This window comes from Microcoleus sp. AR_TQ3_B6, assembly GCF_036702785.1.
Classification (GTDB): Bacteria; Cyanobacteriota; Cyanobacteriia; order Cyanobacteriales; family Microcoleaceae; genus Microcoleus.
Genome location: NZ_JAUBVJ010000108.1, coordinates 1 through 23,929 on the forward strand (window position 1 = coordinate 1; position 23,929 = coordinate 23,929).

Here is a 23,929-nt window from a genome sequence, read left to right on the forward strand (position 1 = left end):
CTTACTCCCTCCCCAAGGCATCGGGGAGGGTTGGGGTGGGGTAAAAAATTTACGACTCCTGCAAGAATTGCTATATAGCAATCCTAAATCATTTGTGAATATACTCGTTACCAGGCAGAGCCTGGTAACGCATATCCGGAGGCTCTGCCTCCATAGTCTGGGGCGAGGCAGAGCCTCTGGACATCGGTTACCAGGCAGAGCCTGGTAACCAGTTAAATGCCAACCTTACTATTAACTTTTTGATTGGCTATTTCATGCCAGTGCCGTGCAATTTTGGTTCGGGCGGCGGCGGTACTGGTTCTGGGCCTAACGGTTGGGGATTGGCTACATATTCAAACTCGCCTTTGCCGTCCATTGATTTGCCTTTTGCCCAGCGTCCCTCGCTACTTTCGGAACCTTCAGAATGATTCCAAAACTGATAAGCAAATTCTGACTTTTCCAACTCCTGCGGGAAGGAACTCGGAACGGGGGTTGTTTCCATTCCCGAACTTTCTAAATCTTCGATCGCCGCCAGCCACAAATTTTGGTGCATCGTGTCGCGGGCAATCATAAAACTCAGGGTATCTTTCACGCCCGGATCGTCTGACATTTCATACATCCGCACAGCCTGCAATCTTCCTTGCGATTCGGCGTGCAAATTCGATCGAAAATCTGCTAAAAGATTGCCGCTAGCAACGATATAACGGCCGTTCCAAGGATACCCTACGCTGTCGCTAGGAAGTGCGCCCAAACCCGATACAATTGCGTGCTGCGGATTCATGCTGGCGGCGATCGCATCTCGCGGGCTGTTTCCACCCATCACAGCACCCACCACAGCATCCTTGAAACCTTCTTCTTGCATAGATACAGGAGCTTTATCTAACAAGTGAGCAATCATAGTTGCTAGCATCTCGATATGCCCGATTTCTTCTGTACCGACATCAAGCAACATATCGCGATATTTGGCTGGACCTCGGCAGTTCCAACCTTGAAATAGGTACTGCATCATCACAGTCATTTCGCCAAATGTACCGCCAATTAGTTCTTGTATTTTCTTGGCGTAAACGGCATCTGGCTTTTCTGGTCTTTTGTAATACTGTAGTGGCTTCTTATGGTAAAACATGAGGTATTCCTACCAGTGGTTTTTGATTAACTTTCCTTAGTTGTAACGCTGCCAAGATCGAGGCGAATCAGCTTTTAGTCATAAAGAAAGTAACTCAAACCCGGTTATTTCTATCACTTTGGTTTAATGCGGTTTCTCGGACCCGGGAACTAAAGACTATATTAGACCTCTTGCAAAAGTCAAAAACTCACCCCCCTCAGTCCCCCCTTAGTAAGGGGGGAAGCAAGAAAAATTAGGCTCCCTCCCCTTAGTAAGGGGAGGGTTGGGGAGGGGTCTGGTGCATTTTTGCAAGAGGTCTATTACAGCATTTTTTAAGTAAGGTACATAGCAAAGATAGAGGACACGGCAGTGCCGTTTCCCTACAGCGATTGAACGCTTGACGGGTTTACTTCATCAACGTGGAATCTGCTGTAAATTTGGTCGATCGTACATTCTATTTAAACAAACACAGCGCTGTGTCCTCCGGGTGTCAAAAAAAACGTCAAAACCGCCATCGTGCAGGGGTTTTAGCCCCTGTAGGAGAGCGGTTTTTCTGGTTTAGCTGACACCGATGTGCCGTGTCCCTCCCCCTAAATTTCTGTCGGGCCCTTAACGAGGGGGACTAGGGGGAATGTCTTGAATCAGCTAGTTTGATAATTTTCCTCAGTCCAACAGCGGGGCAGAGTTTCACCGGAAGGAAACACTAATTCGCTTTTTGCAAAAGTTGCTTTCTCTTGCTCTTCCTGACCAGCTTGATTTTTTCCCGGCACTTCTTGTTTTGTAGGGCTGATTAAAGCATCTACATCGAGGATTTCAATCAAGTCGCCTGATTCTTTTTCTTGTAAAAGCATAGTTTTTCCGTGAAGGGTAAATGCGAGTTAGGGTTTGAGGACAACTTTGATGCAGTTGTCTTTTTTCTGTTTGAAAATCTCGTAAGCGTGGGGCGCTTCATCCAATTTCATTCGGTGCGTAATTACGAATGACGGGTCAATTTCGCCTTTTTGAACGCGATCGAGCAAAGGACGCAAATAGCGGTGAACGTGCGTCTGTCCCATTTTCAGGGTCAAGCCTTTGTTGAAAGCTGAACCTAATGGCACTTTGTCAACGAAGCCGCCGTAAACGCCGGGAATTGACACTGTGCCGCCCTTGCGACACGCGACGATCGCTTGTCGCAGGGCCGTAGGCCGATCGCTTTCCAACCGCACGGCTTGCTTGGCTTTGTCGTACAAAGCGTCGAGACCGGTGCCGTGGGCTTCCATCCCCACCGCGTCGATGCAAGAGTCGGGTCCGCGTCCCCCCGTCATTTCGGTGACGGCTTCCCCGGCGTCTATTTCTTCGTAATTGATGATTTCGGCTTTGGCCGCGGCCGCCATTTGCAAGCGTTCCGGTATGCGGTCGATCGCAATTACTCGATCGGCCCCCAGCATAAACGCGCTTCTGATCGCAAATTGTCCGACCGGCCCGCACCCCCAAACTGCCACAGTATCCCCCGGCTGAATGTCGCAGTTTTCGGCCGCCATGTAACCGGTAGGAAAGATATCGGTGAGGAACAATACTTGTTCGTCAGAAAGTTCGTCGGGAATTTTTAAAGGGCCGACATCTGCAAACGGAACCCGCGCGTATTCTGCTTGACCTCCTGCATAGCCGCCCGTTAAATGCGAGTAGCCAAACAGTCCCGCCGGCGAATGACCGAACATTTTTTCAGCCAGCCCAGCATTGGGGTTGGAGTTGTCGCACAGCGACCACAAATCGCGGTTGCAAAAGAAGCAACTGCCGCAAGAAATAGTAAAAGGAATGACGACGCGATCGCCCTTTTTTAAGTTCTTGACTTCGCTGCCGAGTTCGACTACTTCCCCCATGAATTCGTGCCCCATGATGTCGCCCGATTGCATTGTCGGGATGAAGCCATCGTAGAGGTGCAAATCTGAGCCGCAGATTGCTGTAGACGTGATTTTAACTATCGCATCGCGCGGATTGATAATTGTTGGGTCTGGTACATTATCAACTCGCACGTCATTTGCTCCGTGCCAGCAAAGAGCTTTCATTAATTTCGTTTTCCTCTAGTTAACTACTAGCTAGCAGATTTTTGATTCTAAATCTTAAATTTACTGCGCCGATAAATTATCTGCTTGGATGTTTTAATTTTAATCATATAAAATATGTTCTCTCTCTATCCGAGGTATAGATTTACAAATCTATCTTCCGGCTGTTTTAAATAACAAAAATGTCAAGTTTATTCCCCGACTAAACTGCGGGGGATGTCACGTTCTTCTGTTAACCCCCAACAGTTATAGCAACCGCGCCCGACGGTTAGGACGTTCTTAATTGCTGAACTTCTTGCTTCTTGCTTCTGCCATAACAGCTAACAGCGAGATGGATGAGGTTGTTTTTGTCGATCGCCGATCGCTCTCCTCTCACAATAAATAAAATTTCCGCCCTTAATCTCACTAGCTGCGATAGTTGGGTTCACATTAGATAAGCGATGACGGAAAACTTCTCAACAAAAAGCGGGTTTATAGGAAATAAGCTGAAAACCCTGTGACTTGGGTCCAGGTACGGGCGATCGCGGGAGGCTTTAGTCTCCCAGTCAAATCCTTGCTTCATCAGCAACACGAGTTATCTTGTAAACTTTCTTTACTTTTTGAGCGATCTTATGTCACACGATTTAACATAAAAGGAGGAGGTAAAGCCATGCTAGTTTTTGAGTTTAAAGCCTACGGGAAGCAGAATCAGTTCAATGCAGTAGATGAAGCAATTCGTACCGCCCAATTCATCCGCAATAGCTGTTTGCGCTATTGGATGGATAACAAAAATGTGGGTAGATACGACTTAAATAAATACTGTGCTGTACTGGCTCGCGACTTTCCGTTTGCTGACGAACTCAACTCAATGGCTCGACAATCGAGCGCTGAACGAGCCTGGTCTGCTATCTCCCGATTTTATGAGAACTGCAAGAAAGGAATACCTGGTAAAAAAGGTTATCCACAGTTTCAGAAAAACTGCCGCTCTGTTGAGTACAAAACCAGTGGATGGAAGCTTGCGGACGATAGGAAATCAATCAATTTTATCGATAAAAAAGGGATTGGAAGGTTAAAACTCAAAGGCACACGCGACTTGCACTTCTACCAAATCAGTCAAATCAAACGGGTGAGATTGGTAAAACGTGCCGATGGCGTGTACGTCCAATTCTGTGTCGATGTTACTCGAAAAGAAAACACAGAACCCTCTGGTACTACGATCGGATTAGACATGGGTCTGAAGGAATATTACACCGATTCAAACGGAGTTACTGTTGAAAATCCGAAGTTCCTAAGAATTGGTGAAAAAGTTCTTAAGCGTTCAGCACGTCGTGTATCAAGGAAAGTAAAAGGTTCAAAGAATAGGGTCAAAGCTAAGCAGATTCTAGGCAAACGCCATCTCAAAATAAGTAGGCAGCGTAAGGACCATGCTGTGAAATTAGCACGGTGCGTAATCTCATCAAACGATGTAGTGGCTTACGAAGATTTGAGAATCAAAAACATGGTGAAGAATCACTGTTTAGCTAAGTCCATTAATGACGCATCTTGGTATCAATTCCGTATTTGGCTTGAATACTTCGGTAAAGTATTCGGAAAAATTACGGTGGCGGTGAACCCACAGTATACCAGCCAAGAATGCTCTAAATGCGGTGAAATTGTGAAGAAAACGCTATCAACTAGAACGCACGTTTGTAAATGTGGATGTGTAATGGATAGAGATTTCAACGCAGCTAGAAATATCCTTCGTCGAGGATTGGGTACGGCGGGGCACGTCGGAACCTTTGGTCTTGAACCAAGCAACGCTTTAGGAGAATTGACCTCTACTGTTGTTGGAGAAATCCTGCCTCAGCAAGTCGGCTCGTAGATTAAAGAATCCCCGTGCGTTCACGCCGGGGAGTGTCAATAACTAGGGTGCGTGACTTTTGTATAGCTGAACACTCCTCCCGAATTGGGAGAATCACGCATCCTGCTTAAGGAAGATTAATCGTCAAACATTGTATCATTAGTTATAGCTAAAAGCCGAGCTTGCGCTAAAGTTGTTAAAGATTAAAATTTATCGATCGCCTTTTATGCCTTACACTGCATCTACCCCAACAGACCCCAATCAAGCCAACATCCGCAATGCCGACCACCGCCTACTAGAATTCACCAAGCTGACGCCGATGATGCAGCGGTATGTGGAAGTGAAAGAACAGTATCCCCACGCACTTTTATTGTTTCGAGTCGGAGATTTTTTTGAGTGTTTTTTCCAAGATGCAGTTACTATTTCGCAGGAATTAGAACTTGTTTGTACTAGCAAAGAAAGCGGCAAGGAAATCGGCCGAGTGCCGATGACAGGAGTGCCGCACCACGCCCTCGACCGCTACACCTCAATGTTAGTTGAAAAAGGCTATGCAGTGGTAGTTTGCGACCAAGTGGAAGATGCCTCGATTGCTGCTAAAGAAGGCCGCCAAGTCAAGCGAGAAATTACCCGCATTCTCACTCCCGGAACCTTGACTGATGACGGAATGCTCAAACCCAGACAAAATAATTTTTTAGCAGCAGTCGTCATCGCTGGGGAACATTGGGGATTGGCTTATACAGATATTTCTACGGGAGAATTCGTCACTACCCAAGCAGAGAGTTTAGAACAATTAACCCTAGAATTGCTGCGCTTGCAGCCTTCGGAAGTCTTGGTACCGACTAATGCGCCGGATTTGGTGACTATGTTGAGGCCAGGAGAGAAATCCGAGCATTTGCCCGATTGTTTGCCGAATTCATTCTGCTATTCTTTGCGATCGCAAATTCCGTTTACTTTGTCCGAAGCAAAACAGAGAATCCTGCAAAAGTTCAAAGTGCGATCGCTAGAAGGCATGGGATGCGGCCACCTTTCCCTCGCAGTGCGCGCCGCCGGCGGTTTGCTGCAATATATCGAAGAAACTCAAAAGGAAAAAGCAGTTTCTTTGCAAAGATTGCACACTTACACTCTCACCGATTTTCTCATACTCGACTACCAAACCCGCCGCAATCTCGAAATTACTCAAACAGTGAGAGATGGGGTTTTTCACGGTTCGCTGCTGTGGGCTATAGACAAAACCAGCACTGCAATGGGAGGCCGCGCTTTGCGCCGCTGGGTCCTGCAACCTTTGCTCAACATTAAAGGCATTGGCGCCCGACACGACACCATTCAAGAATTAGTAGAAAATAACGCCCTGCGCCAAGATTTGCAGCAGTTGCTGCGCCAAATTTACGACATCGAAAGACTCACAGGCCGCGCCGGTTCGGGAACAGCTAGCGCGCGGGATTTGGTCGCGTTAGCTGATTCTCTCGGAAAACTGCCGCAATTAGCCTCGATCGCAGCCCAAGGGCGATCGCCCTATTTGAAAGCGCTGCAAAATGTACCGCCAATTCTAGAAGAATTAGCAAATACAATTCACGCTCATTTAGTTGATGAACCGCCGATTCATTTAAAAGAAGGAGGTTTGATTCGGTCGGGAATCAATGCCATGCTAGATGAAATGCGGCACACTGCATCAGCAGACCAAGAATGGATTGCCAATTTAGAAGCAACGGAGAGACAACGTACCGGGATTTCTAATTTAAAAGTAGGTTACAATAAAGCTTTCGGCTATTACATCAGCATTACCAAATCGAAAGTAGACCAAGTGCCGAAGGACTACACCCGCAAGCAAACTCTCACCAATGAAGAACGCTACAGTACGGAAGAATTAAAAGAAAGGGAAGTGCGAATTCTGACAGCGCGGGAAGATTTAAATCAATTGGAATACGATATTTTTGCTCAAGTGCGATCGGAGGTAGGAGAACACGCCGAAATTATTCGCAACGTTTCCCGCGCCGTGGCCGCGGCCGATATTTTGTGCGGTTTGGCAGAAGTAGCAGTTTACCAGAATTACTGCCGCCCGACTATGACAGAAAGTCGGGAAATTAAAATTATTGAAGGTTGTCATCCTGTGGTAGAAAAGTCTTTGCCACCGGGATTTTTTGTACCTAATTCGGCTTTTTTGGGTCGGGAAGAATCGCTAAACCGCCCAGATTTAATTATTTTAACCGGGCCGAATGCTAGCGGGAAAAGCTGCTACTTGCGGCAGGTGGGTTTGATCCAGTTAATGGCGCAGATGGGCAGTTTTGTGCCGGCGAAAGCTGCGAGTTTGGGAATTTGCGATCGCATTTTTACCCGCGTCGGCGCAGTAGATGATTTGGCAACCGGTCAGTCTACGTTTATGGTGGAAATGAACGAAACTGCAAATATTCTCAATCACGCGACGCCGCAATCATTGGTTTTGTTAGATGAAATTGGCAGGGGAACGGCAACCTTTGACGGACTTTCGATTGCTTGGTCCGTGGCAGAATATTTAGCCAGCGAGATTCGGGCGCGGACAATTTTTGCGACTCACTATCACGAATTGAATGAGTTAGCTTCTATTTTGGATAATGTCGCAAATTATCAGGTGACAGTGAAAGAATTGCCGGATCAAATCGTATTTTTGCACCAAGTTCAGCCGGGAGGTGCTGACAAATCTTACGGAATTGAAGCGGGCAGATTAGCTGGTTTACCGCCGTCGGTGATTGACCGGGCGAGACAGGTGATGAAGCAGATTGAGAAACATAGCAAAATTGCGATCGGACTGCGGAAAGGTGTTAAAAAAAATGGTAAAAAAGAGTCGGAGGGCGAACAGTTGGATATTTTTTAGGATTAAAGTTTAAGGTCCGTAGAAAAGTTTGTAGATGTCTAGGGTGCGTCAGATGGTCCAAACCTGTTAAAATCAAAATGATCGATGTCTGACGCACCATCACCATACAACTGCGACACTTGCATCTGCCTTAAAAACTCACATTTAAGCGCTAAAGTCCTTACTGTAGCAATCCTCGCATCAGTTTCAATAACTTCCAGGCTCTGCCTCTTAACCGATGTCACTCTTGCTCTGCCTCGGCCCAGACAATGGAGGCTCTTCCTCGGGATATGCGTTACCAGGAAGAGCCTGGTAACGAGTATAATCATTTAGGATTGCTATACAAACCTGCCACTGAACTTTACTTGCCATTTTGTAACTTTCTTACCTCTTTGTGCACGCTCATCCCAATTTCCAAAGCTTCATTCAGCAACCGCCCGTATTCAGTCGCCCGATCGCTCACATCCACCGCCATCAAAGCAGCCAAATTACTTTCAATATTAGCAAATAACTCGTAACGGCGACCGATAAAATCCTTATTTTCCCTGAGAATTCTCTCTGTTTTCAAAGCACATACTAAACTTTCTCTAGTAATCTGTAATGCCTCAATAGCATCTCCTCGGTTAATTAAATTGGCTTGTAAATTGCCAGCAGCCGTTAGGCGATCGATAATATCTAAAGCCTGAATCACCTCATGATACTTCTCAACTTCATCCAGCAGACCCGCCAGGGTTGCCAGAGGCTTTGCCTTAACCCATTTATAGACATTCCAAGCAACAGTAATCGCCAGGGACAAACCTAAAGTTATTTGTAAAACCCTGACAAATATCTCAGCATCGCTAAATGAACCAACATTATGTTTATTAGCGAGTAAAGCAACAGGCAGCGAAACAACTAAGGTCACGCAAAATATCAGCAACTCATTCAACAAAAGAGAAAATAGCTTTTTGCCGTCCCGGAGTGCAGCAGGTCGGTAAAACTCCGCTGCAAAACCGTCGCTCAAAGCTATTCCGCTCAAATCCTCCAACTCATTCTCAGGAATTTTTAACTCATCCAAATCAGCTTGTATCACTCTTTAAAATCTCCTTAAATTGGGATTAATTACGGTCCTCCCAGAGACATAATTGATTGCCACAGACTAATATAAAAATTGCTTTCTCGGTTTCGGAACAGTTGAAAAGCCATTCCCGGCGACCCAAAAAACGGTCTCAGCGTCCATCCCAACTGAGTCCCAACAAACGCATAGAGTCCCAACCAAAAGCGCAAAATATTTAGCCTGATGTCTTTGCCTTCCGCATCTTGCTCCGACAGAAAGTGCATTTCTTGATAAATGAAACTTACGCCCAAAAATCCTGTGAAGGCCATAATAGCAACATTCCACACCAGCAAAAAACTGTAATTGGAACTGCTCAGAAGAAAAAACAGACTGACAGGTGCAAATCCAAACAGCAAAACGCTAATCATCGCCATCGCTGTCATCAACAATGTCAAATACTGCTCAAAAGTTCGTTTTGAACCAAACATGACATTAAAAAAGTACAGGGTGGGAAAGCAGATAATCAGCGTCAGCAAGTAAAGTGCTGGCAACTTAATTGCTGAAACCAGACATTGCATCCACGTACTAGATGCACCTAATATCGCTCCGTAAATGCCAAAAAATACGGTACTAGAAATCAACAAACCGAAAATTTTAGATTTCAGCTTGACACCTTGGCGAATTTCTTCGAGAAACTGTTGCCGTTCCCGCAGTAAATACATTACTACTGAAAAATATTTCACGGGTTCTCCTTGTGACTGATGCGACTCTGAATCAGTCATAACTCAAGCTGAGTTCGATCGGCAAACTTGGCAAATCAGGGCACTCTATGTTAAGCAATTATTCTTGCAGATACAGGACTTACACAGAACCTAATGGGTTCTGATGTTGGATAGAGAACTTAAGGAAGTGCGGCGCTGGGGGGATGAAATTTTAAAATCGGTTCCGACCGTCGCCCCATTTCCACAACCAGCCGACTTGCTCAACCTGTTGAAGGCCAGACGCAAAAAGTCCGGGGCGAACTTGGCATATATAGAGGCGGTTTTGGAAATACTAGAAAACCGTTAGCGCGACAATTGAGCGGCAAACAGAACTCTTGGTGGGACAATAAGTCTGAAACCCTTGACTCACAAAGGATTGAATTTGATGGGGGCGGAGGGACTTGAACCCACACGACCGTTTCGGGTCAACGGATTTTAAGTCCGTAGCGTCTACCATTCCGCCACGCCCCCCTTTCGTGAAGCTGCTGTGGATTTGAGCCACTAACAACAACAGCCTTTTATACTACAGCCAAAACCCCAATTTACGCAACCCCTAATCAAAAAATTCCCAAAAGTCGCGCTGCATCTCCCCAGGCGGTACAATAGTTAACCAGCTAGCGGAGCGTGTCAACCAACTTACCCGTGTTATTATTCCCCTAAAGCAAATCTATGTATATTACCTTACTGCTTTACGCCGTCTTGGCAGGAACCTACTTCCTGGTAGTACCCGCGGTCACCTACGCTTACCTGAACAGCCGCTGGTACGTGGCCACCTCTTTTGAGCGCGGCTTCATGTACTTCTTGATGTTCTTCTTCTTCCCAGGTATGTTTCTCCTAGCTCCGTTTTTGAATTTTCGGCCCAAACGGCGGCAGATAGAAGCCTAAATGCGACGTATTGACGTAATTGGAATCAGTCTCGGCTTTTTTGTAGCAGGTGGGTTTGTCTACTTGCTACTGCAATTTGCCGGACTCGACAGTATGAATGCAGGGATTTGGAGTCAGTTGTTTTTGGTCGCCGGCTTGATTGGCTGGCTGGTGACTTATTTATTTCGAGCACTTACTCAAAATATGACCTACAGTCAGCAACTGCAAGATTACAAAGAAGCTGTCTTGCAGAAGCAGCTCGATGAACTCTCTCCTGAAGAATTAGCCAAACTTCAAGCCGAAATTGAGCAGGAAAAAGATAATTAGTCAATAGTCCTCAGTCCTCAGTCATTAGTTATTAAGTAGCTGGAAATAAACATTAGATGGGGATGGCGGGTGAGAGCACTTGATAACTCGTTTGTATCATAGCTCCCGCTAGACCCGCCCCTACAAGATACGATTGTTTATTACTAATGACTTACTAAGTCATTAGTAATAAACTCTCTCACTAATTACTGGGGACTGATTTGATGGCTGATATCGCGTCCGGTAAAATAACCGTTATCGCGTTTCTAGTGAGGACTGAAGTCCTCGGACTTTTATGAGGACTTCAGTCCTCACTCGTCACGAGAAACGAATTTGATTGCGGTCGATCGAGCGGACATCATCTGAAAATTGGGTAGAAACCCCGTCCTTGTAGGACGGCTTTATATTGTACTAGACTCGGATGAGTATTTAGATAGATGCAATGCAGACAATATCTGTAAAATGTAAACTCCAAGTCCCTGTAGAGTTGCGGAACGAAATCGACCGCACTTTGCTTTGGTTTGCTGAGGCTTGCCATCAGATATATGAAGTTGCAAAACGTGAGAAGTGCTGGAACACAACCAAGCTTCACCACAAGGTTTATAAGTCAGTGCGCGAAGCTACGGGGTTGAAGGCAAACCATGTCTGTCAAGCAATTCGTCGTGTAATTGGTAATGCCGCATCTGTTAAGCAAGTCCACAAATTTAGACCGACATCTATTAATTTGGATGTTCGGACTTTTCAATATATTGAGGATTTGCAAACTGTTGGCATTACTTTGATGTGTGGTAGAGTTAAGTTCAAATTGAGTATTGGCAATTATCAATTGGCTTTGCTTAAAGGGCAAGCTCCAACGGCTGCTACTCTCAATAAAACTAAACGGGGTGACTACTACATCAATGTTTGTGTTAAATGGCCCACCAACCCAACTGGTCAAAGACTAAAAGTAGTTGGGGTTGATTTGGGTAGAAGAGATATTGCTACCACTTCTACGGGTAAGTCGTGGAGTGGCAAGCAGATCCAATCCATGCGTGACCGATATAGCTTCGTCAGAGCTAATGTTCAATCCAAACGCACTCGGTCTAGTCGTAGACTTTTGAGAAGGCTTTCTGGGAGAGAACAAAGATTTCAGAAATGGTTGAATCACAATATCTCAAAACAGCTTGTTCAAGAAGCAAAACAAATAGGTGCGGACTTGGCTTTTGAGGATTTGACTAATATTAGAGAGTCTTTGAACAAAAAACAAAGAAGCAAAACTGAACGCCGAAGAACTAATAATTGGGCTTTTTATCAACTGCGTTTGTTTGTTGGGTATAAAGCTAATATTGCTGGCGTTAAAGTTGTATTTGTCCCAGCGACCTATACAAGTCAAACCTGTTCCAGATGCGGACATATTCACCCGGTTAAGGGTAAGTCGTACCGTAATGGAAAAGTTTTTAAGTGTGGGCATTGTGGTTTTGAACATGATGCGGATATTAATGCAGCTAATAATATTGCTGCTTTGGGGAAGTCTGTAAGCCTTCCTGAAAGTCCGGGGATGAGTTGTCAACTAGAGGGGCAATTGTCTCTGTTCCCGATGATTCAAATCTGAGGCTAAAGCCCCGTACCTTTAGGTGGGGGTAAGCTTACATGATGACTGAGAACCAATGACTGATGACTAATAACTAATGACTATTTCTAATTGTTTTGAAACGTTGCGCAAGAGCCACCAATGTGCATTGATTCCTTTTATTACTGCTGGCGACCCAGACTTGGAGACTACGGCTAAAGCACTGCAAATTTTGGACGATAACGGTGCAGATGCGATCGAGCTTGGCGTTCCCTATTCTGACCCGCTAGCTGACGGGCCGGTGATTCAAGCCGCCGCCTCTCGTGCCCTGGAGCGGGGAACGCGGTTAGATTCGGTGCTGGAAATGGTAGCGAAAGTTAGTCCGAATTTGCGATCGCCCATCATTCTCTTCACATACTACAACCCGATTTTGTACCGAGGTATAGAAACCTTTTTGCAGCAAATCAAAAGTGCCGGAGTTCAGGGATTGGTTGTACCAGACTTGCCCTTAGAAGAAGCCGACAGTCTCATCCAACCTGCCAACAAATTAGGGATTGAACTAACATTATTAGTGGCTCCGACAAGTCCCAAAAGTCGCATAGAAGCGATCGCTCGGGAGTCTCAAGGATTTATTTACTTGGTCAGCGTGACGGGGGTTACGGGAGTCCGCGAAGGCTTAGAAACACGAGCAAAAGAGTTGCTGCAAGAACTCCGCAGCATCACCGACAAACCCATTGGCGTCGGGTTTGGTATATCTAAACCCGAACACGCTCGCCAAGTGAAAGAATGGGGTGCAGACGCTGCAATTGTTGGCAGTGCTTTTGTCAAACGTTTGGCTCAAGGAACTCCCGAACAGGGTTTAGAGGCGATAGGCGAATTCTGCAAGAGTCTAAAAATAGCGATTCAAAATGTTTAGCAACTGTGCAAATACTTTCAGCCATTAGACAGATGTGTGCAATCGGAATATGTGGCGACAATTGCGATTAAAGACCTTGTTGTACTTGAGATCATACATCCACTGCCTTCTGGTTCCTGACCGGAAGGTTTTTTTTGAGCTTAAAATGCAAAACATTTCAAGGTAGTGCGCGCACAGAGAACCAAACGCGCAGCAAAGTAGGGAAACGGCATTGCCTTCGATCGCTTCAACTTAAGGCAAAATCTAGTAGCACTATACTGTTTGATGATTAGGCCTGCTGCTCCCCCCTGATTTTTGCCCCCTACTCCCCGTTCTTAATGGGGAGTAGGGGGTGGGACATGAGTGTTCTTTCGTCCGCCTTCTTAAGGGGGATTTAGGGGGATCTAGACTCGGTTATAAAAGATAGATACAAAGGTTTTTAGGCGAGTGTTGACACGATGAAAGGCATTGCCGTGTCCGGCGCGGGGTGGGGTGACTTTTAATCATTGCTAGAAGATGCAGGATTGTCGATTCCTTGTTCCTTTTTCCTTGTTCCTTTTTCCTTGTTCCGACTTCCATGGGACTTCTTCCTTCCGCTATAACTTGAGGAATGTAACTTGGGATAGATGAAAAGCTCCTGTTTCTATTCGTATACTTAAAAAAGTGTTTAAGTGGCTAATTTGGTAATAGTAGCCATGTACAAAGCCACTAGGCATTTGAGCATATCACAATAGAAAGGAGCATTTTTATGAAGAGACTAACTGCATTTCTGAAAAAAATTCGAGCTGTACAAATTTTAACAGTGTTTCTGGCTGGCATTTTAGTATTAGTGAGTACGGCCTGCAGCCGCCCTGATGTGACAGCAGGAAAAACTGATGGGATAGTAGAACAAGCTGATGCGAGGGTAGGAAAAACTGCCGACCAAATTAGAGAAGAAGTGCCTTCAGGGGCTGTAACTTCCGAATACAAAGGCGGCATGAACGACTACAGCGATGTCGATCCCAGAAACCAAAAGGTTACATCAGCAGAAGCAAAAGCTCAGCTTCTCAAAGAGCAAGCGCAGCACCGCATCGATACCAAATCTAGCAACAATGTAGGCGAAAACGTGCGGCGGGTAGCGGACGACGCGCCTGACAAACTCACCCAAGTTGGTGAAAAGGTGAAGGAGGATGCTCGCACCGCTCAGAGCAAAGCTGAGGACTTTGGCGACAAAACCAAACAAGGCTTTGCTAATCTTAAAGAAAACACTCGCGAAGGCTTCAAGGGAGCAAAAAATATTGTTAAAGAAGCCACCGAGGGAGCAAAAGAAAGAGTATCAGAGGGTACTGAGTCTCTGAGATATAATACCAGCGGCGGCCAAGAAAATATCAATGATGCAGCGCGAGATGCAAGATAGAACGCTGAAGATGTCTCGGACAATATTTGCTAGAAAGTGAATCGAGATATTGACACTACTCAACGAGCGCCAGAAAGAGTGACAGACGCGATCGACTAACTTCAAATAACGCTGTTTCCTTCTCGGGAAGCTAAATTCCGACAGTGGTTTTTACCCCTGTCGGAATTTAGCTAAAGTCCTCTGAACACGACTGCATATTACTGCATATTATATCAAATCCGTTAGCATCAAAATAGTAAATTCGAGTTGACTGTTGACTGTTGACTGTTGACTGTTCACAGTCAACAGTCAACATCATTCCGGTGTAACCGGAAATGATATTACTATTTGATTCGGTTTTAACCCCTGGGAGGGCTATTAGCCCGCAAGTAGAGTGTCCAGGAGGGGTTTCAGCAGCAGAAGGCAGTCCTGTGCTTTTCTAGGGGGACTGGAGAGCTACTCTTTTCAGGACGGATTATTTATTATTTATAAACATTATATTTTGAGCTTTTAAGGGAAAAATTTTTCCATATAGTAGGGTCCATTGGGGCGCTCGACCTATATTAAATTTAATTTATTACACATTGTATTTTTCGAGACAGGATACTGTCGTGTTCCTACTGTATTTCGCTTTTATTTAACCGCCTTTTAGATTAACTACAGAAACTTATACGTAAGTAACAGGCTTTAATCCCGATCGCCAAAGTATAAAATGTTGTTCATTAACAGATAATAGAAATTTGCGATCGAGAAATTGAAAATTATGCTGTTTATGCCCTAAGATAGATACACTAAGTTTTGTCAAGTTAATGTCGGAGTTGAGGTCAGCCGATATGAACGCAAAAGTAGATGTGGTAGATTTGAGTGCGCTAATGCCTGAATCTCGCCCGATCGCGCAATTGCACACCGATTCTGGAACGGCTGTCGATGGGGGCGCGGGCCATCTTGAGCGGCAACCCGGCTTTAGCAAACTCTTGGAGTTTCACAACAGGGGCGCGAGGGTCAAAAATCTCGGTATTCTCGGCACAATTGCTGCGCGCAGTATAAAACCATACGCCCGCCGTTACGTCATTGTGGCGGAAAATTTCCGCCAGGGGGTACTCCGAGAATACGATCGAGTAAAGCAGCCATCGTTAATTGCATCCCTCGAAATAGTCCTCAAGCCAACAGACATTCTCGACGAACTCGAACACAGCCCAGTTATTTACAAATATATGAAACCTCCTAATATTTGAATTAATCTCGGCTGTTATCGACCAGATTTAGGGTGATAAAATCTAGCAAAAATAGGCGACGGATTCGGGATATATTCGCTCCGTAATCCCCAGCCCATCGACAGGGTAAATGTATGTAAACCTTATCTGGGAAATTGTAGATCGATGCTAGTAACGATGATGCACGACTTTTACGATGCGCTGGCATATTTGGCAATCTATGCAAGTGCCACACCGACGGAGCGCCAACAAATCCTTAAGCGCGTTGGGGCTAGTCAGAAAAAACTAAAAGAATTCGCGCACCATACCCCGTTCCATTACCAACACAAGTTCGATCTGGTTGAGGCAGAATGGCTCCGCGTTTTGGGGCAAACAGCAGAAGCCATGGAACTGTACGATCGAGCTATTGCCGGAGCTAAAGCTAACGAATATTGGAAGGAAGAAGCTCTTGCTTGCGAACTCGCGGCTAAGTTTTACCTCTCATTGGGAAGAGAAAAAATTGCGCGAGTATACATGATAGATGCCTATGATTGCTATGTCCGCTGGGGAGATAGATCCAAAATAGACGACTTAGAAAAACGCTATCCTCAATTGTTGGAATCGATTTTGGAGCCAGCAAAACTAGCTGCAAATCCGTTAGCAACTTTCGCAACACCTGCCAACCACAATCAATCGCTCAATCCATACCTTTATCCGTCTGTGTCGGCAAGCGTCTCAGATTTCGGGAATTTTTCAACTCTGCTAAAAGCTTGTCAAGCACTCTCTAGTGAAAGAGAGGTCGATCGACTGATTGCCAAACTGATGGAACTGGCGATGAAAAATACAGTAGCTGACAAAGCAGCCCTGATTTTGCCAAACGGCAATCAATGGGAAATCGCTGCTATAAGCGCGATCGACAATTCAGGAGTCGAGCGGGCGATCGACTTATCCTCCGGCACACTCGATGAAAACAGCGAGATTTTGCCCCTCAAAATTGTTGAATGCGTTAAAAACTTGTTGAAACCTGTAATTGTTCGGGATATGGCTCAAGAAGATGATTGGGCTTCCGACTCCTACATCCTCAAATACGAACCGGAGAGCGTGTTGTGTTGGCCGATTCTTGATGGAGGCAACTTAGTCGGGATTTTGTATCTGGAAAATCGCTTAACAGCAAGAGTTTTTACCCGCGATCGCCTGCAAATTCTCAATCTCCTGTGTTCCCAGGCAGCTATCTGTTTGCAAAATGCTCTGCTCTATAAAAAATATCAGGATTACAACCAACAATTAGAACGATCGCTAGTAAAAATTAGCCGAACCGAAGCTCAGCTGGCAGAGCAAAAACAAATGCTGCAAGCGATTCTTGATGTCGCTCCGATTTGGATTTGGATGGTTAATCCCAGGGGTAAAGTACAGTTTGTGAACAAGACCTTTTGTCAAGATGTGGGCGTGCCTCTGAGCGCTTTCCTAGCTGTCGATCATTACAAAGATATACTGGGAGCGGATGCAGCGGGCTGTATGGTTTCAGATGCCGCCTGCCTTGCCCAAGATTTGCCGCATTACTCGAGCGAAATTCTCAGATTTGTTGACGGCAAACAACACTATTTAGAAATCACGAAAGTGCAGTTAAAAAATTATCAGGGCGAGACGATCGGCATTATTGGTTTGGGTGTTGATGCCACCGATCGCAAGCAAGCAGCGGAACTTTTGCAAGAGCAAAATCAACAGCTCGAACAAACTTTAAAAGATTTACAGCAAGCGCAACTGCAAATCGTGCAAAGCGAGAAAATGTCAGCATTGGGTAATTTAGTCGCGGGAGTAGCCCACGAAATCAACAATCCGATTGGGTTTATTTCTGGCAATTTAAGCGAAGCTAAAAGGAGTTTGGAAGATGTTATAGAACACTTAGAATTGTATCGATCCGATGCACCGAAATCGGAAATTGCCGACCACGCCCAAGAGATAGACCTCGATTATCTCTTGGAAGATTTACCCAAGATGATTGATTCAATGGAAGTCGGATGCGATCGCATTTGCAGCATTAGCACGAGTTTGCGTACATTCTCCCGAGGCGACAAAGACTACAAAGTTCCTTTTAATATTCACGAAGGCATTGATAGCGCTATTTTAATTTTGAAACACCGCCTCAAAGCAAACGAACACCGTCCGCAGATAGAAGTGATGACTAAATACGGTCATCTCCCTAAAATCGAATGTTTTCCCGGTCAATTAAATCAAGTGTTCATGAACCTGTTTGCCAATGCTATCGATGCCTTAGAAGAGTCAAATGTAGGACGCACTTTTAGCGAAATTGCCGCCAATCCCAACCGCATCACGATTTCCACTGAGGTAGTCGAAGGGCATATTAAAATTAAAATTGCTGATAACGGTACCGGGATGAAAGACGAAGTGAAACAGCAGATATTTGACCATTTGTTCACGACGAAAGGTGTCGGAAAAGGAACAGGATTGGGGTTGGCAATTGTCTATCAGATTGCGGTAGAAAAACATGGGGGAAGCATTGAGGTGAATTCGGAGCCAGGTATTGGCACTGAGTTTGCGATTGTTTTGCCTGTGAAGGGATAAATTTTAATGAAAATTAAAGGGTTTTTGGGCGATCGCGCAATAACATATAGCCTTTCTCAGTAACATGAGGTACCCGACGTGCATAGGCCTCCGTGGGCATAGGGCATAGTGCATAGGGCATACCTCACTTTCTTGAGAACCGCTATCTATAGCCCTGGACGCGCGGGTAGCCAAAAACCGTGTTTTTAACCAGAATACACGGGATTAAAACCGTCAATTTCCCTTAAAAAACCCGGTTTCTTTGTGGGTGCGCGAATCCGGGTATTACTCATGCACGGAGATTGAGTGATGAAACTTGGTTTCTTCCTATATTTCTCATTCCTCCTCGCAAAATTTCGTAAAAACCGGGAATAAGCACCCATACGGGAACCCTGAAAGTGTCTGGAGTGTTGTTATAGTTAAACTTAAAGGTTTTTTGGGCGATCGCGCGATAGTAAGTAGGTTATTACTCACATTTTGCACCGTTCTCAATCATCCTTTTAGGTCGGGCTCTCCTGCCCCACCCCTACTCCCCACAAGAAAATTGAATTTTTGTGAAGCCGGAAAGCCTGTTCTCGAGGATGGTGCAAGATGTGAGTTTTTACAAATAAATATTACATAGGAAGAGGGCAAGTTTATAAATATTGTAGAGGTGAATGAAAGATTGTTCGTAAAACCCGCCCCTACAAATATTGCGGGTAATTTACCCAACACGATCTAATTTAATCACTCGGTAAACTCAATTTTAATACTTGTCCCACAGCTATTTCGTGCTTGTGCGTCGCTACTACCACCGCACCTTCTAATCGCGGATCGTAACATCCAACCCAAGCCGCAGGATGACATTCGTGCACTAAATATCCGTACAACCAAATTGCTCCTCTACCTTCAATGACAATTCCTTGACTGAATTGAACATCTTGAGGAAGTTTCAAACCTTGTAAATCATCGGGTGTGATGATACCGTCTTGAGTTGTAATTCGCAAGCGCAAATGTTGGTAAGCTAAACCGTCTTGAGTTTGATTGGGGATTATTTTTAATTCAATAGGGTTCATGGGATGCACAAATGTTGAATGCTGCGATAAAATCATATACCTTTTAGGGTAAATTGGGAATCCGATCGCCAACTTTGAGTCCCAATTGGACCGCCCTTCCGCCTCTGAGTTCAATAACTCCGTCCACGGGAATATCCGGGCCGTAGTTGGGGCAGGTTTCGCTCAAACACGGCGGTACGTTAGGAATTATCGCCTGCACTACGCCTTCCCGCAGAAAAACCATATCGAGCTCAATCAACACGTTTTTCATCCAAAAACGCACGTTTCGCGCGGGTTCGATCGGGAAAAACATTCCCCTGTCATCGGGTAATTCTGTCCGAAACATTAAACCTGTGGCTTGTTCTTGGGGAGTTTTCGCCACTTCCAGTCCGAGCGCGCGATCGCCTAGGATCGTGTTAACAGAAATTGGCAAAAGCTGACCCATATCTATTCCGCCCAACAGCGACATAAAGTTGGATTCTGTCAGATTAGAGTTTCCCAAAACAACTCCTAAATATTTGCCAGAAATTTTATCTTTCATAACAGTTTGGTTGTCGGAAACATCAAGCTCTAAATCGCTAAACTTCATCCCTTCTGTCAAGACAATTTTATCATTGCCGTTGCCAAAATCTGTAATTATATCGGCTTCAGTAATAGTAGATGCGGTCGAGGTTCTTTCCATCATAAATAAATCCTCCCCCGCGCCTCCTGTCAAGATATCTCTGCCTTCGCCGCCTATTAGCAAATCGTGACCCCGATCGCCAAAAATCTCATCTTCACCTTGTCCTCCATAGATTGTATCGCTTCCTTGCCCGCCAGACACCGTATCAGCGCCTTCATCTCCGGCGAGCAAGTCATTTTCCCGATCGCCAAAAATCCGGTCGTTTCCCCCCACACCTTGAATAGTGTCATTTCCCGCAAACCCTCTCATCGTATCGTTGCTAAGAGTTCCCAGGAGAAAATCGAAGCCTAAAGTACCGTCGATGTTAACCATTTTGCGTTTAATAAAAGGAAACTTTGGCGATCGGCATCCGCCAACCGGTACCAAAAGCTCGATCGCTAATTTTCAAACCCGGGGCTGCTTGCCGCCGTTTAAACTCCGCTTGCGTCACTAATTTTACTACACGTTTAACCACCGCTTCCTCGTGTCCGGCTGCGATAATTTGTTGGGCAGATTCATGATGTTCTATAAACCGCTGCAAAATGTCATCCAAAACATCGTAAGCAGGCAAAGAATCTTGGTCAACTTGCCCCGGTTTCAGTTCAGCACTCGGGGCTTTATTAATAATATTAACCGGAATGATTTCTTTTTTTCCCCACAGAACATCATCTTTCCCCTGCTCGAACTCAGAATTAAGCCACCGACACAGCGAATAAACGCGAGTTTTCGGCACATCAGAAATCACCGCCAATCCCCCATTCATATCGCCGTAGAGAGTGCAGTAACCAACGGACATTTCCGACTTATTGCCAGTCGAAAGCAGCAAATGTCCGAACTTGTTAGAAATTGCCATCAACAGATTGCCTCGAATCCGCGATTGAATATTTTCCTCAGCAATCCCGAAAGTTGTATTGACAAACAAATCGCCGAGAGTGCGATCGTAAGTTTTCATCAAATCGCCGATCGGCAATTGTTCGATCCGGATGCCCAGATTTCGGGCTAATTCCACAGCATCATTAACCGAATGATCCGAACTGTAAGGAGAAGGCATCAACACCCCTAGAACATTTTCGTGCCCGATCGCGCAACTGGCGATCGCAGCCACCAAAGCCGAATCTATCCCGCCGCTCAAACCGAGTACAACCTTAGAAAAACCGCACTTGCGGACATAATCTCGCACTCCCAAAACCAAAGCAGCCCAAATTTCTGCATCTCCAACCGCCGGATCAAAACTCAACGGTGCCGCCTCAATTCCTGCTGCACTTTGCTGATTGCTGCCCACTAAATCTTGTTTAGCTCGGTCATATTCGAGGACAGCAAAATCAGTTTCAAAAGAAGCTAATACCTGAATCAAATCACCCTTTCGATTCACAGCAAAACTGCTGCCGTCAAAAATAATATCGTCATTTCCCCCTATCTGATTAGCGTAAATAATCGGTATCCCGCAGCCGATGACGCTGTGCTGCAACATAGCCGATCGCACTTCCCGCTTGCCAGCAGAATAAGGCGATGCCGACAAATTCACCACTAAATCTACGCCCAATTTTACCAAATCGGAAACTGGATCGCCTGCGTAAGTGCGTTTACCCCAAAACTCCTCATTGTTCCACAAATCTTCACAAATTGTCACGCCGATTTTGAGTTCGCCCAGAGTAAAATAATTGCTGTTTTCTCCCGGTTCAAAATATCGGTCTTCATCAAATACATCATAAGTAGGCAACAAGCGTTTATGAAAAACTTTTTGGACGGCGCCATTTTGCAACAAAACAGCGCTGTTAAACAATGATTTTCCGCCGAGTTGAACAGCATTAGCATTAGGTACGACAGTGCCGGCTATGACTGCCACTTTCGGCGGCAAAGCTTGCGCCAGTTGCTGCAACTGTGCACCTGCGGCTGCAATGAAACTGGGGTTAAGCAACAAATCGCGCGGCGGATAACCGATCAGGGAAAGTTCCGGTGTTAGCAATAAGTTTGCGCCTTCAACCTCCGCTTTTTTCGCAGCCTCCAGAATTAGGCTGGAGTTGCCCAAGATATCACCAATAGTAGGATTGAGTTGTGCGATCGCAATTTTCATCTCACCAAATCACCTAATAAATATTGCTAACAGCCCGCCCGCACGGACTGAATTTGCTATAGTCCTAGATTTGAATGTAGGGAAACCTTACTCAGATTTGTAATGTTTCAACTCTTCCTCAATATAATAATTTACCAAATCCCGGTAAATATTTTCAATCACATCAGGATTCAAACCCGATTCTTGAGCCCACTCGCGCCGCTGCTGTAACATAGCCTCAACGCGATCGAACGATCGAACGCTAGCTTCACTCGTTTTGAACCTTGCAGCCGCGATGACGTATTGAAATCTTTTGCTCAAAGCCTCGATCACTTGTCGATCGATGAGATCAATTTCCTCCCGAACTTCCTGAATATTAGCGCATTCATGAGGTTTTTTCATCGCCTGCACTCCTTAACAGCTTCTATTCTCATGTTACTAAATTGCTCCCCCAATGTCATCTAATAAACAGCTAGATAAACACCAACGGCTTATTTTTGAAAGGAGCAAAAGCGGCCGCATCAAAGCGGTACAAACTAGCAGGGCGGCCAGCCCCCCGGGAAACCTTAACACCGGTATCGCATAAAAAACCCAATTTTAACAATCGAGATCTAAAATTTGAATAATCCGAAAAACTTTCCCCCAAAATAGTTGTATAAAGCTGATATAAATCGCTCAAAGTAAAAAGCTCCGGCAAAACTTCAAAAGCTACCGGACTGTATTCAAGTTTGTTGCGGAGTCGCCGATATCCGTATTCGAGAATTTGATTGTGATCGAAGGCCAGCTTAGGAACTTGTTGCACGGGATACCAAGCAATGCCGCCGACGCGGTGGCCCACACCCGCCACGACACTCCCAGCAATTAACTCAGCTTCCTCAAAGCGAACCAAAGCAAAATAACTCACCGAAAGATAGCGATCGCCCCTGGTAAATTCCCGAGGATCGCGCCCCGGTTCCCCAAAAGTATACAGTTGCTCCAGATACAAATTTTCCACCCGAATTTTCTCCGACAAAATCCGGTAAGCGGCATTTTCTAGAGACTCTCCGTGTCGCACCAAAGTACCGGGAAGACTCCAAGAATCGATAAACGGTTCGTCTTGCCGCATTACCAACAGCACCAACAAGCGGTTCTGCACGGTATCGACGGAGAAAATTACATTATCTACTCCTACTTTAAAGTCAGCTAATGAGCAACCTTCGCTCTTTTTTGTGCCTCGTGCCATGCGTATAAATGCTCCCTATTGATGTAATCTTCGATGGTCGGAGTCAGAGCTTGGGTGTCTCCTGTTTCCCGATAAAAGGTAGAAGAAACATTGGGAGCATTCAAAGATGCGATCGCCACCTCTGCACCTATCCGCTTCAACTGCCACAAATCTAAGTCTTCTGACGGATAACCCGGTCGCGGTACTATCAGCAACTCGACTTGTTTTAACAATTGTTCAAATTTGTACCAGCGAGACAGTTGCCCCACCAAGTCGGAACCTATTACCAGTGTCAAATCTGCATCCGGCCACAGCAATCTTGCTTGTTCCACAGTTTCTAGGGTTTTCGGACTGCTGAGTTCTGGATGCAAGCAAAGATTGTGTCTCGGCGAATTAATTTCTTGAATCATTAACAGCAGCATTGCCGAGCGGTGTTCTAGAGAAGTTTGGTGCGACTTAAAAGGATTGTCCGACGCCCAAACTGCTACCCAATCAAAATGTTGGGAAAGCCAACTCAGAATTGTTTTGTGTCCTGCTGTAGGCGGATCGGCACTGGTTCCAAAAAGAGCAATCTTCTGCATAGGTAATCGGTAATTGTTGACTGTTGACTGTTGACTGTTGACTGTTGACTGTTGACTGTTGACTGTTGACTGTTGACTGTTGACTGTTG

The 23,929-nt window shown here is 45.4% G+C and carries 21 protein-coding genes and 1 tRNA gene; 10 read left to right on the top strand and 12 right to left on the bottom strand.

The window, feature by feature from the left end:
- Positions 1-247: 247 nt before the first annotated feature.
- The 3 genes from QUB56_RS32185 to QUB56_RS32195 form a co-directional block, all read right to left on the bottom strand.
- A complete protein-coding gene (locus tag QUB56_RS32185; protein ID WP_332960413.1) occupies positions 248-1,102 on the bottom strand; it encodes a manganese catalase family protein in 855 nt (284 codons plus the stop codon).
- A 620-nt stretch (positions 1,103-1,722) separates the two neighbouring features.
- The gene (locus QUB56_RS32190; RefSeq protein ID WP_332960414.1) at positions 1,723-1,932 is read right to left on the bottom strand and encodes an acetyltransferase; all 210 of its coding nucleotides are present in this window, start codon (positions 1,930-1,932) and stop codon (positions 1,723-1,725) included.
- A 27-nt stretch (positions 1,933-1,959) separates the two neighbouring features.
- A complete protein-coding gene (locus tag QUB56_RS32195) occupies positions 1,960-3,126 on the bottom strand; it encodes a zinc-dependent alcohol dehydrogenase (RefSeq protein ID WP_332960415.1) in 1,167 nt (388 codons plus the stop codon).
- 646 nt (positions 3,127-3,772) lie between these two features.
- Between QUB56_RS32195 and QUB56_RS32200 the strand changes: the two genes are divergently transcribed.
- Together QUB56_RS32200 and mutS are read left to right on the top strand one after the other, a co-directional pair.
- Positions 3,773-4,963 carry a transposase gene (locus QUB56_RS32200; RefSeq protein ID WP_332960416.1) on the top strand — a complete coding sequence of 397 codons (1,191 nt, stop codon included), beginning with the start codon at positions 3,773-3,775 and terminating at the stop codon, positions 4,961-4,963.
- Positions 4,964-5,168: 205 nt separating this feature from the next.
- Positions 5,169-7,790, top strand: a complete 2,622-nt coding sequence (gene mutS / locus QUB56_RS32205; RefSeq protein ID WP_332960432.1) for a DNA mismatch repair protein MutS — start codon at positions 5,169-5,171, stop codon at positions 7,788-7,790.
- A 340-nt stretch (positions 7,791-8,130) separates the two neighbouring features.
- On the opposite strand, the gene QUB56_RS32210 is transcribed toward mutS, so the two are convergent.
- The gene (locus tag QUB56_RS32210) at positions 8,131-8,841 is read right to left on the bottom strand and encodes a hypothetical protein (protein ID WP_332960417.1); all 711 of its coding nucleotides are present in this window, start codon (positions 8,839-8,841) and stop codon (positions 8,131-8,133) included.
- 29 nt (positions 8,842-8,870) lie between these two features.
- Positions 8,871-9,548, bottom strand: a complete 678-nt coding sequence (locus QUB56_RS32215; RefSeq protein WP_332960418.1) for an actin-binding WH2 domain-containing protein — start codon at positions 9,546-9,548, stop codon at positions 8,871-8,873.
- Positions 9,549-9,690: 142 nt separating this feature from the next.
- Here QUB56_RS32215 and QUB56_RS32220 point away from each other — a divergent pair, with 142 nt between their 5' ends.
- The gene (locus QUB56_RS32220; RefSeq protein ID WP_332960419.1) at positions 9,691-9,873 is read left to right on the top strand and encodes a hypothetical protein; all 183 of its coding nucleotides are present in this window, start codon (positions 9,691-9,693) and stop codon (positions 9,871-9,873) included.
- Positions 9,874-9,952: 79 nt separating this feature from the next.
- On the opposite strand, the gene QUB56_RS32225 is transcribed toward QUB56_RS32220, so the two are convergent.
- Positions 9,953-10,037, bottom strand: a tRNA-Leu gene (locus QUB56_RS32225).
- Positions 10,038-10,235: 198 nt separating this feature from the next.
- On the opposite strand from QUB56_RS32225, the gene ndhL reads away from it, so the two are divergent.
- The 7 genes from ndhL (at position 10,236) to QUB56_RS32260 (ending at position 18,331) form a co-directional block, all read left to right on the top strand.
- Positions 10,236-10,451, top strand: coding sequence for an NAD(P)H-quinone oxidoreductase subunit L (gene ndhL, locus QUB56_RS32230; protein WP_332960420.1), 216 nt, complete (start codon positions 10,236-10,238; stop codon positions 10,449-10,451).
- A complete protein-coding gene (locus QUB56_RS32235) occupies positions 10,452-10,757 on the top strand; it encodes a DUF3007 family protein (RefSeq protein ID WP_332960421.1) in 306 nt (101 codons plus the stop codon).
- A 421-nt stretch (positions 10,758-11,178) separates the two neighbouring features.
- Positions 11,179-12,327, top strand: a complete 1,149-nt coding sequence (locus tag QUB56_RS32240) for a transposase (RefSeq protein WP_332960422.1) — start codon at positions 11,179-11,181, stop codon at positions 12,325-12,327.
- A 76-nt stretch (positions 12,328-12,403) separates the two neighbouring features.
- The gene (gene trpA / locus QUB56_RS32245) at positions 12,404-13,201 is read left to right on the top strand and encodes a tryptophan synthase subunit alpha (RefSeq protein ID WP_332960423.1); all 798 of its coding nucleotides are present in this window, start codon (positions 12,404-12,406) and stop codon (positions 13,199-13,201) included.
- A gap of 727 nt (positions 13,202-13,928) precedes the next feature.
- Positions 13,929-14,576: a DUF6658 family protein gene (locus tag QUB56_RS32250; protein WP_332960424.1), complete on the top strand. Its 648-nt coding sequence runs from the start codon at positions 13,929-13,931 to the stop codon at positions 14,574-14,576.
- A gap of 812 nt (positions 14,577-15,388) precedes the next feature.
- Entirely contained in the window at positions 15,389-15,790 is a 402-nt protein-coding gene (locus QUB56_RS32255; protein ID WP_332960425.1) for a hypothetical protein, read from the top strand.
- A 144-nt stretch (positions 15,791-15,934) separates the two neighbouring features.
- A complete protein-coding gene (locus tag QUB56_RS32260) occupies positions 15,935-18,331 on the top strand; it encodes an ATP-binding protein (protein ID WP_332960426.1) in 2,397 nt (798 codons plus the stop codon).
- A 701-nt stretch (positions 18,332-19,032) separates the two neighbouring features.
- On the opposite strand, the gene crn3 is transcribed toward QUB56_RS32260, so the two are convergent.
- The 6 genes from crn3 to QUB56_RS32290 form a co-directional block, all read right to left on the bottom strand.
- Complete coding sequence (crn3, locus tag QUB56_RS32265; RefSeq protein WP_332960427.1) at positions 19,033-19,365, bottom strand: CRISPR-associated ring nuclease Crn3/Csx3; 333 nt, start codon at positions 19,363-19,365, stop codon at positions 19,033-19,035.
- A 43-nt stretch (positions 19,366-19,408) separates the two neighbouring features.
- Entirely contained in the window at positions 19,409-20,338 is a 930-nt protein-coding gene (locus QUB56_RS32270; protein WP_332960428.1) for a DUF192 domain-containing protein, read from the bottom strand.
- A gap of 7 nt (positions 20,339-20,345) precedes the next feature.
- The gene (locus tag QUB56_RS32275; RefSeq protein ID WP_332960429.1) at positions 20,346-22,079 is read right to left on the bottom strand and encodes an NAD+ synthase; all 1,734 of its coding nucleotides are present in this window, start codon (positions 22,077-22,079) and stop codon (positions 20,346-20,348) included.
- 87 nt (positions 22,080-22,166) lie between these two features.
- Positions 22,167-22,460 carry an isochorismate lyase gene (locus tag QUB56_RS32280; RefSeq protein ID WP_332960430.1) on the bottom strand — a complete coding sequence of 98 codons (294 nt, stop codon included), beginning with the start codon at positions 22,458-22,460 and terminating at the stop codon, positions 22,167-22,169.
- Positions 22,461-22,530: 70 nt separating this feature from the next.
- Entirely contained in the window at positions 22,531-23,280 is a 750-nt protein-coding gene (locus tag QUB56_RS32285) for an NrtR DNA-binding winged helix domain-containing protein (RefSeq protein ID WP_332960431.1), read from the bottom strand.
- A complete protein-coding gene (locus tag QUB56_RS32290; RefSeq protein WP_332960433.1) occupies positions 23,241-23,840 on the bottom strand; it encodes a nicotinate-nucleotide adenylyltransferase in 600 nt (199 codons plus the stop codon). Before QUB56_RS32290 ends, QUB56_RS32285 begins: the two co-directional genes overlap by 40 nt.
- Between the last annotated feature and the right edge of the window lie 89 nt (positions 23,841-23,929).

Excerpts from the sequence above, each read along its gene's own strand:
- QUB56_RS32255 (WP_332960425.1), top strand. The coding sequence starts at position 15,389 with ATGAACGCAAAAGTAGATGTGGTAGATTTGAGTGCGCTAATGCCTGAA.
- ndhL (WP_332960420.1), top strand. The coding sequence starts at position 10,236 with ATGTATATTACCTTACTGCTTTACGCCGTCTTGGCAGGAACCTACTTC.
- QUB56_RS32195 (WP_332960415.1), bottom strand. The coding sequence starts at position 3,126 with ATGAAAGCTCTTTGCTGGCACGGAGCAAATGACGTGCGAGTTGATAAT.
- QUB56_RS32185 (WP_332960413.1), bottom strand. The coding sequence starts at position 1,102 with ATGTTTTACCATAAGAAGCCACTACAGTATTACAAAAGACCAGAAAAG.
- QUB56_RS32270 (WP_332960428.1), bottom strand. The coding sequence starts at position 20,338 with ATGGTTAACATCGACGGTACTTTAGGCTTCGATTTTCTCCTGGGAACT.
- QUB56_RS32240 (WP_332960422.1), top strand. The coding sequence starts at position 11,179 with ATGCAGACAATATCTGTAAAATGTAAACTCCAAGTCCCTGTAGAGTTG.
- QUB56_RS32190 (WP_332960414.1), bottom strand. The coding sequence starts at position 1,932 with ATGCTTTTACAAGAAAAAGAATCAGGCGACTTGATTGAAATCCTCGAT.
- trpA (WP_332960423.1), top strand. The coding sequence starts at position 12,404 with ATGACTATTTCTAATTGTTTTGAAACGTTGCGCAAGAGCCACCAATGT.
- QUB56_RS32275 (WP_332960429.1), bottom strand. The coding sequence starts at position 22,079 with ATGAAAATTGCGATCGCACAACTCAATCCTACTATTGGTGATATCTTG.
- QUB56_RS32250 (WP_332960424.1), top strand. The coding sequence starts at position 13,929 with ATGAAGAGACTAACTGCATTTCTGAAAAAAATTCGAGCTGTACAAATT.
- QUB56_RS32280 (WP_332960430.1), bottom strand. The coding sequence starts at position 22,460 with ATGAAAAAACCTCATGAATGCGCTAATATTCAGGAAGTTCGGGAGGAA.
- QUB56_RS32235 (WP_332960421.1), top strand. The coding sequence starts at position 10,452 with ATGCGACGTATTGACGTAATTGGAATCAGTCTCGGCTTTTTTGTAGCA.
- crn3 (WP_332960427.1), bottom strand. The coding sequence starts at position 19,365 with ATGAACCCTATTGAATTAAAAATAATCCCCAATCAAACTCAAGACGGT.
- QUB56_RS32260 (WP_332960426.1), top strand. The coding sequence starts at position 15,935 with ATGCTAGTAACGATGATGCACGACTTTTACGATGCGCTGGCATATTTG.
- QUB56_RS32290 (WP_332960433.1), bottom strand. The coding sequence starts at position 23,840 with ATGCAGAAGATTGCTCTTTTTGGAACCAGTGCCGATCCGCCTACAGCA.
- QUB56_RS32285 (WP_332960431.1), bottom strand. The coding sequence starts at position 23,280 with ATGGCACGAGGCACAAAAAAGAGCGAAGGTTGCTCATTAGCTGACTTT.
- QUB56_RS32220 (WP_332960419.1), top strand. The coding sequence starts at position 9,691 with ATGTTGGATAGAGAACTTAAGGAAGTGCGGCGCTGGGGGGATGAAATT.
- mutS (WP_332960432.1), top strand. The coding sequence starts at position 5,169 with ATGCCTTACACTGCATCTACCCCAACAGACCCCAATCAAGCCAACATC.
- QUB56_RS32200 (WP_332960416.1), top strand. The coding sequence starts at position 3,773 with ATGCTAGTTTTTGAGTTTAAAGCCTACGGGAAGCAGAATCAGTTCAAT.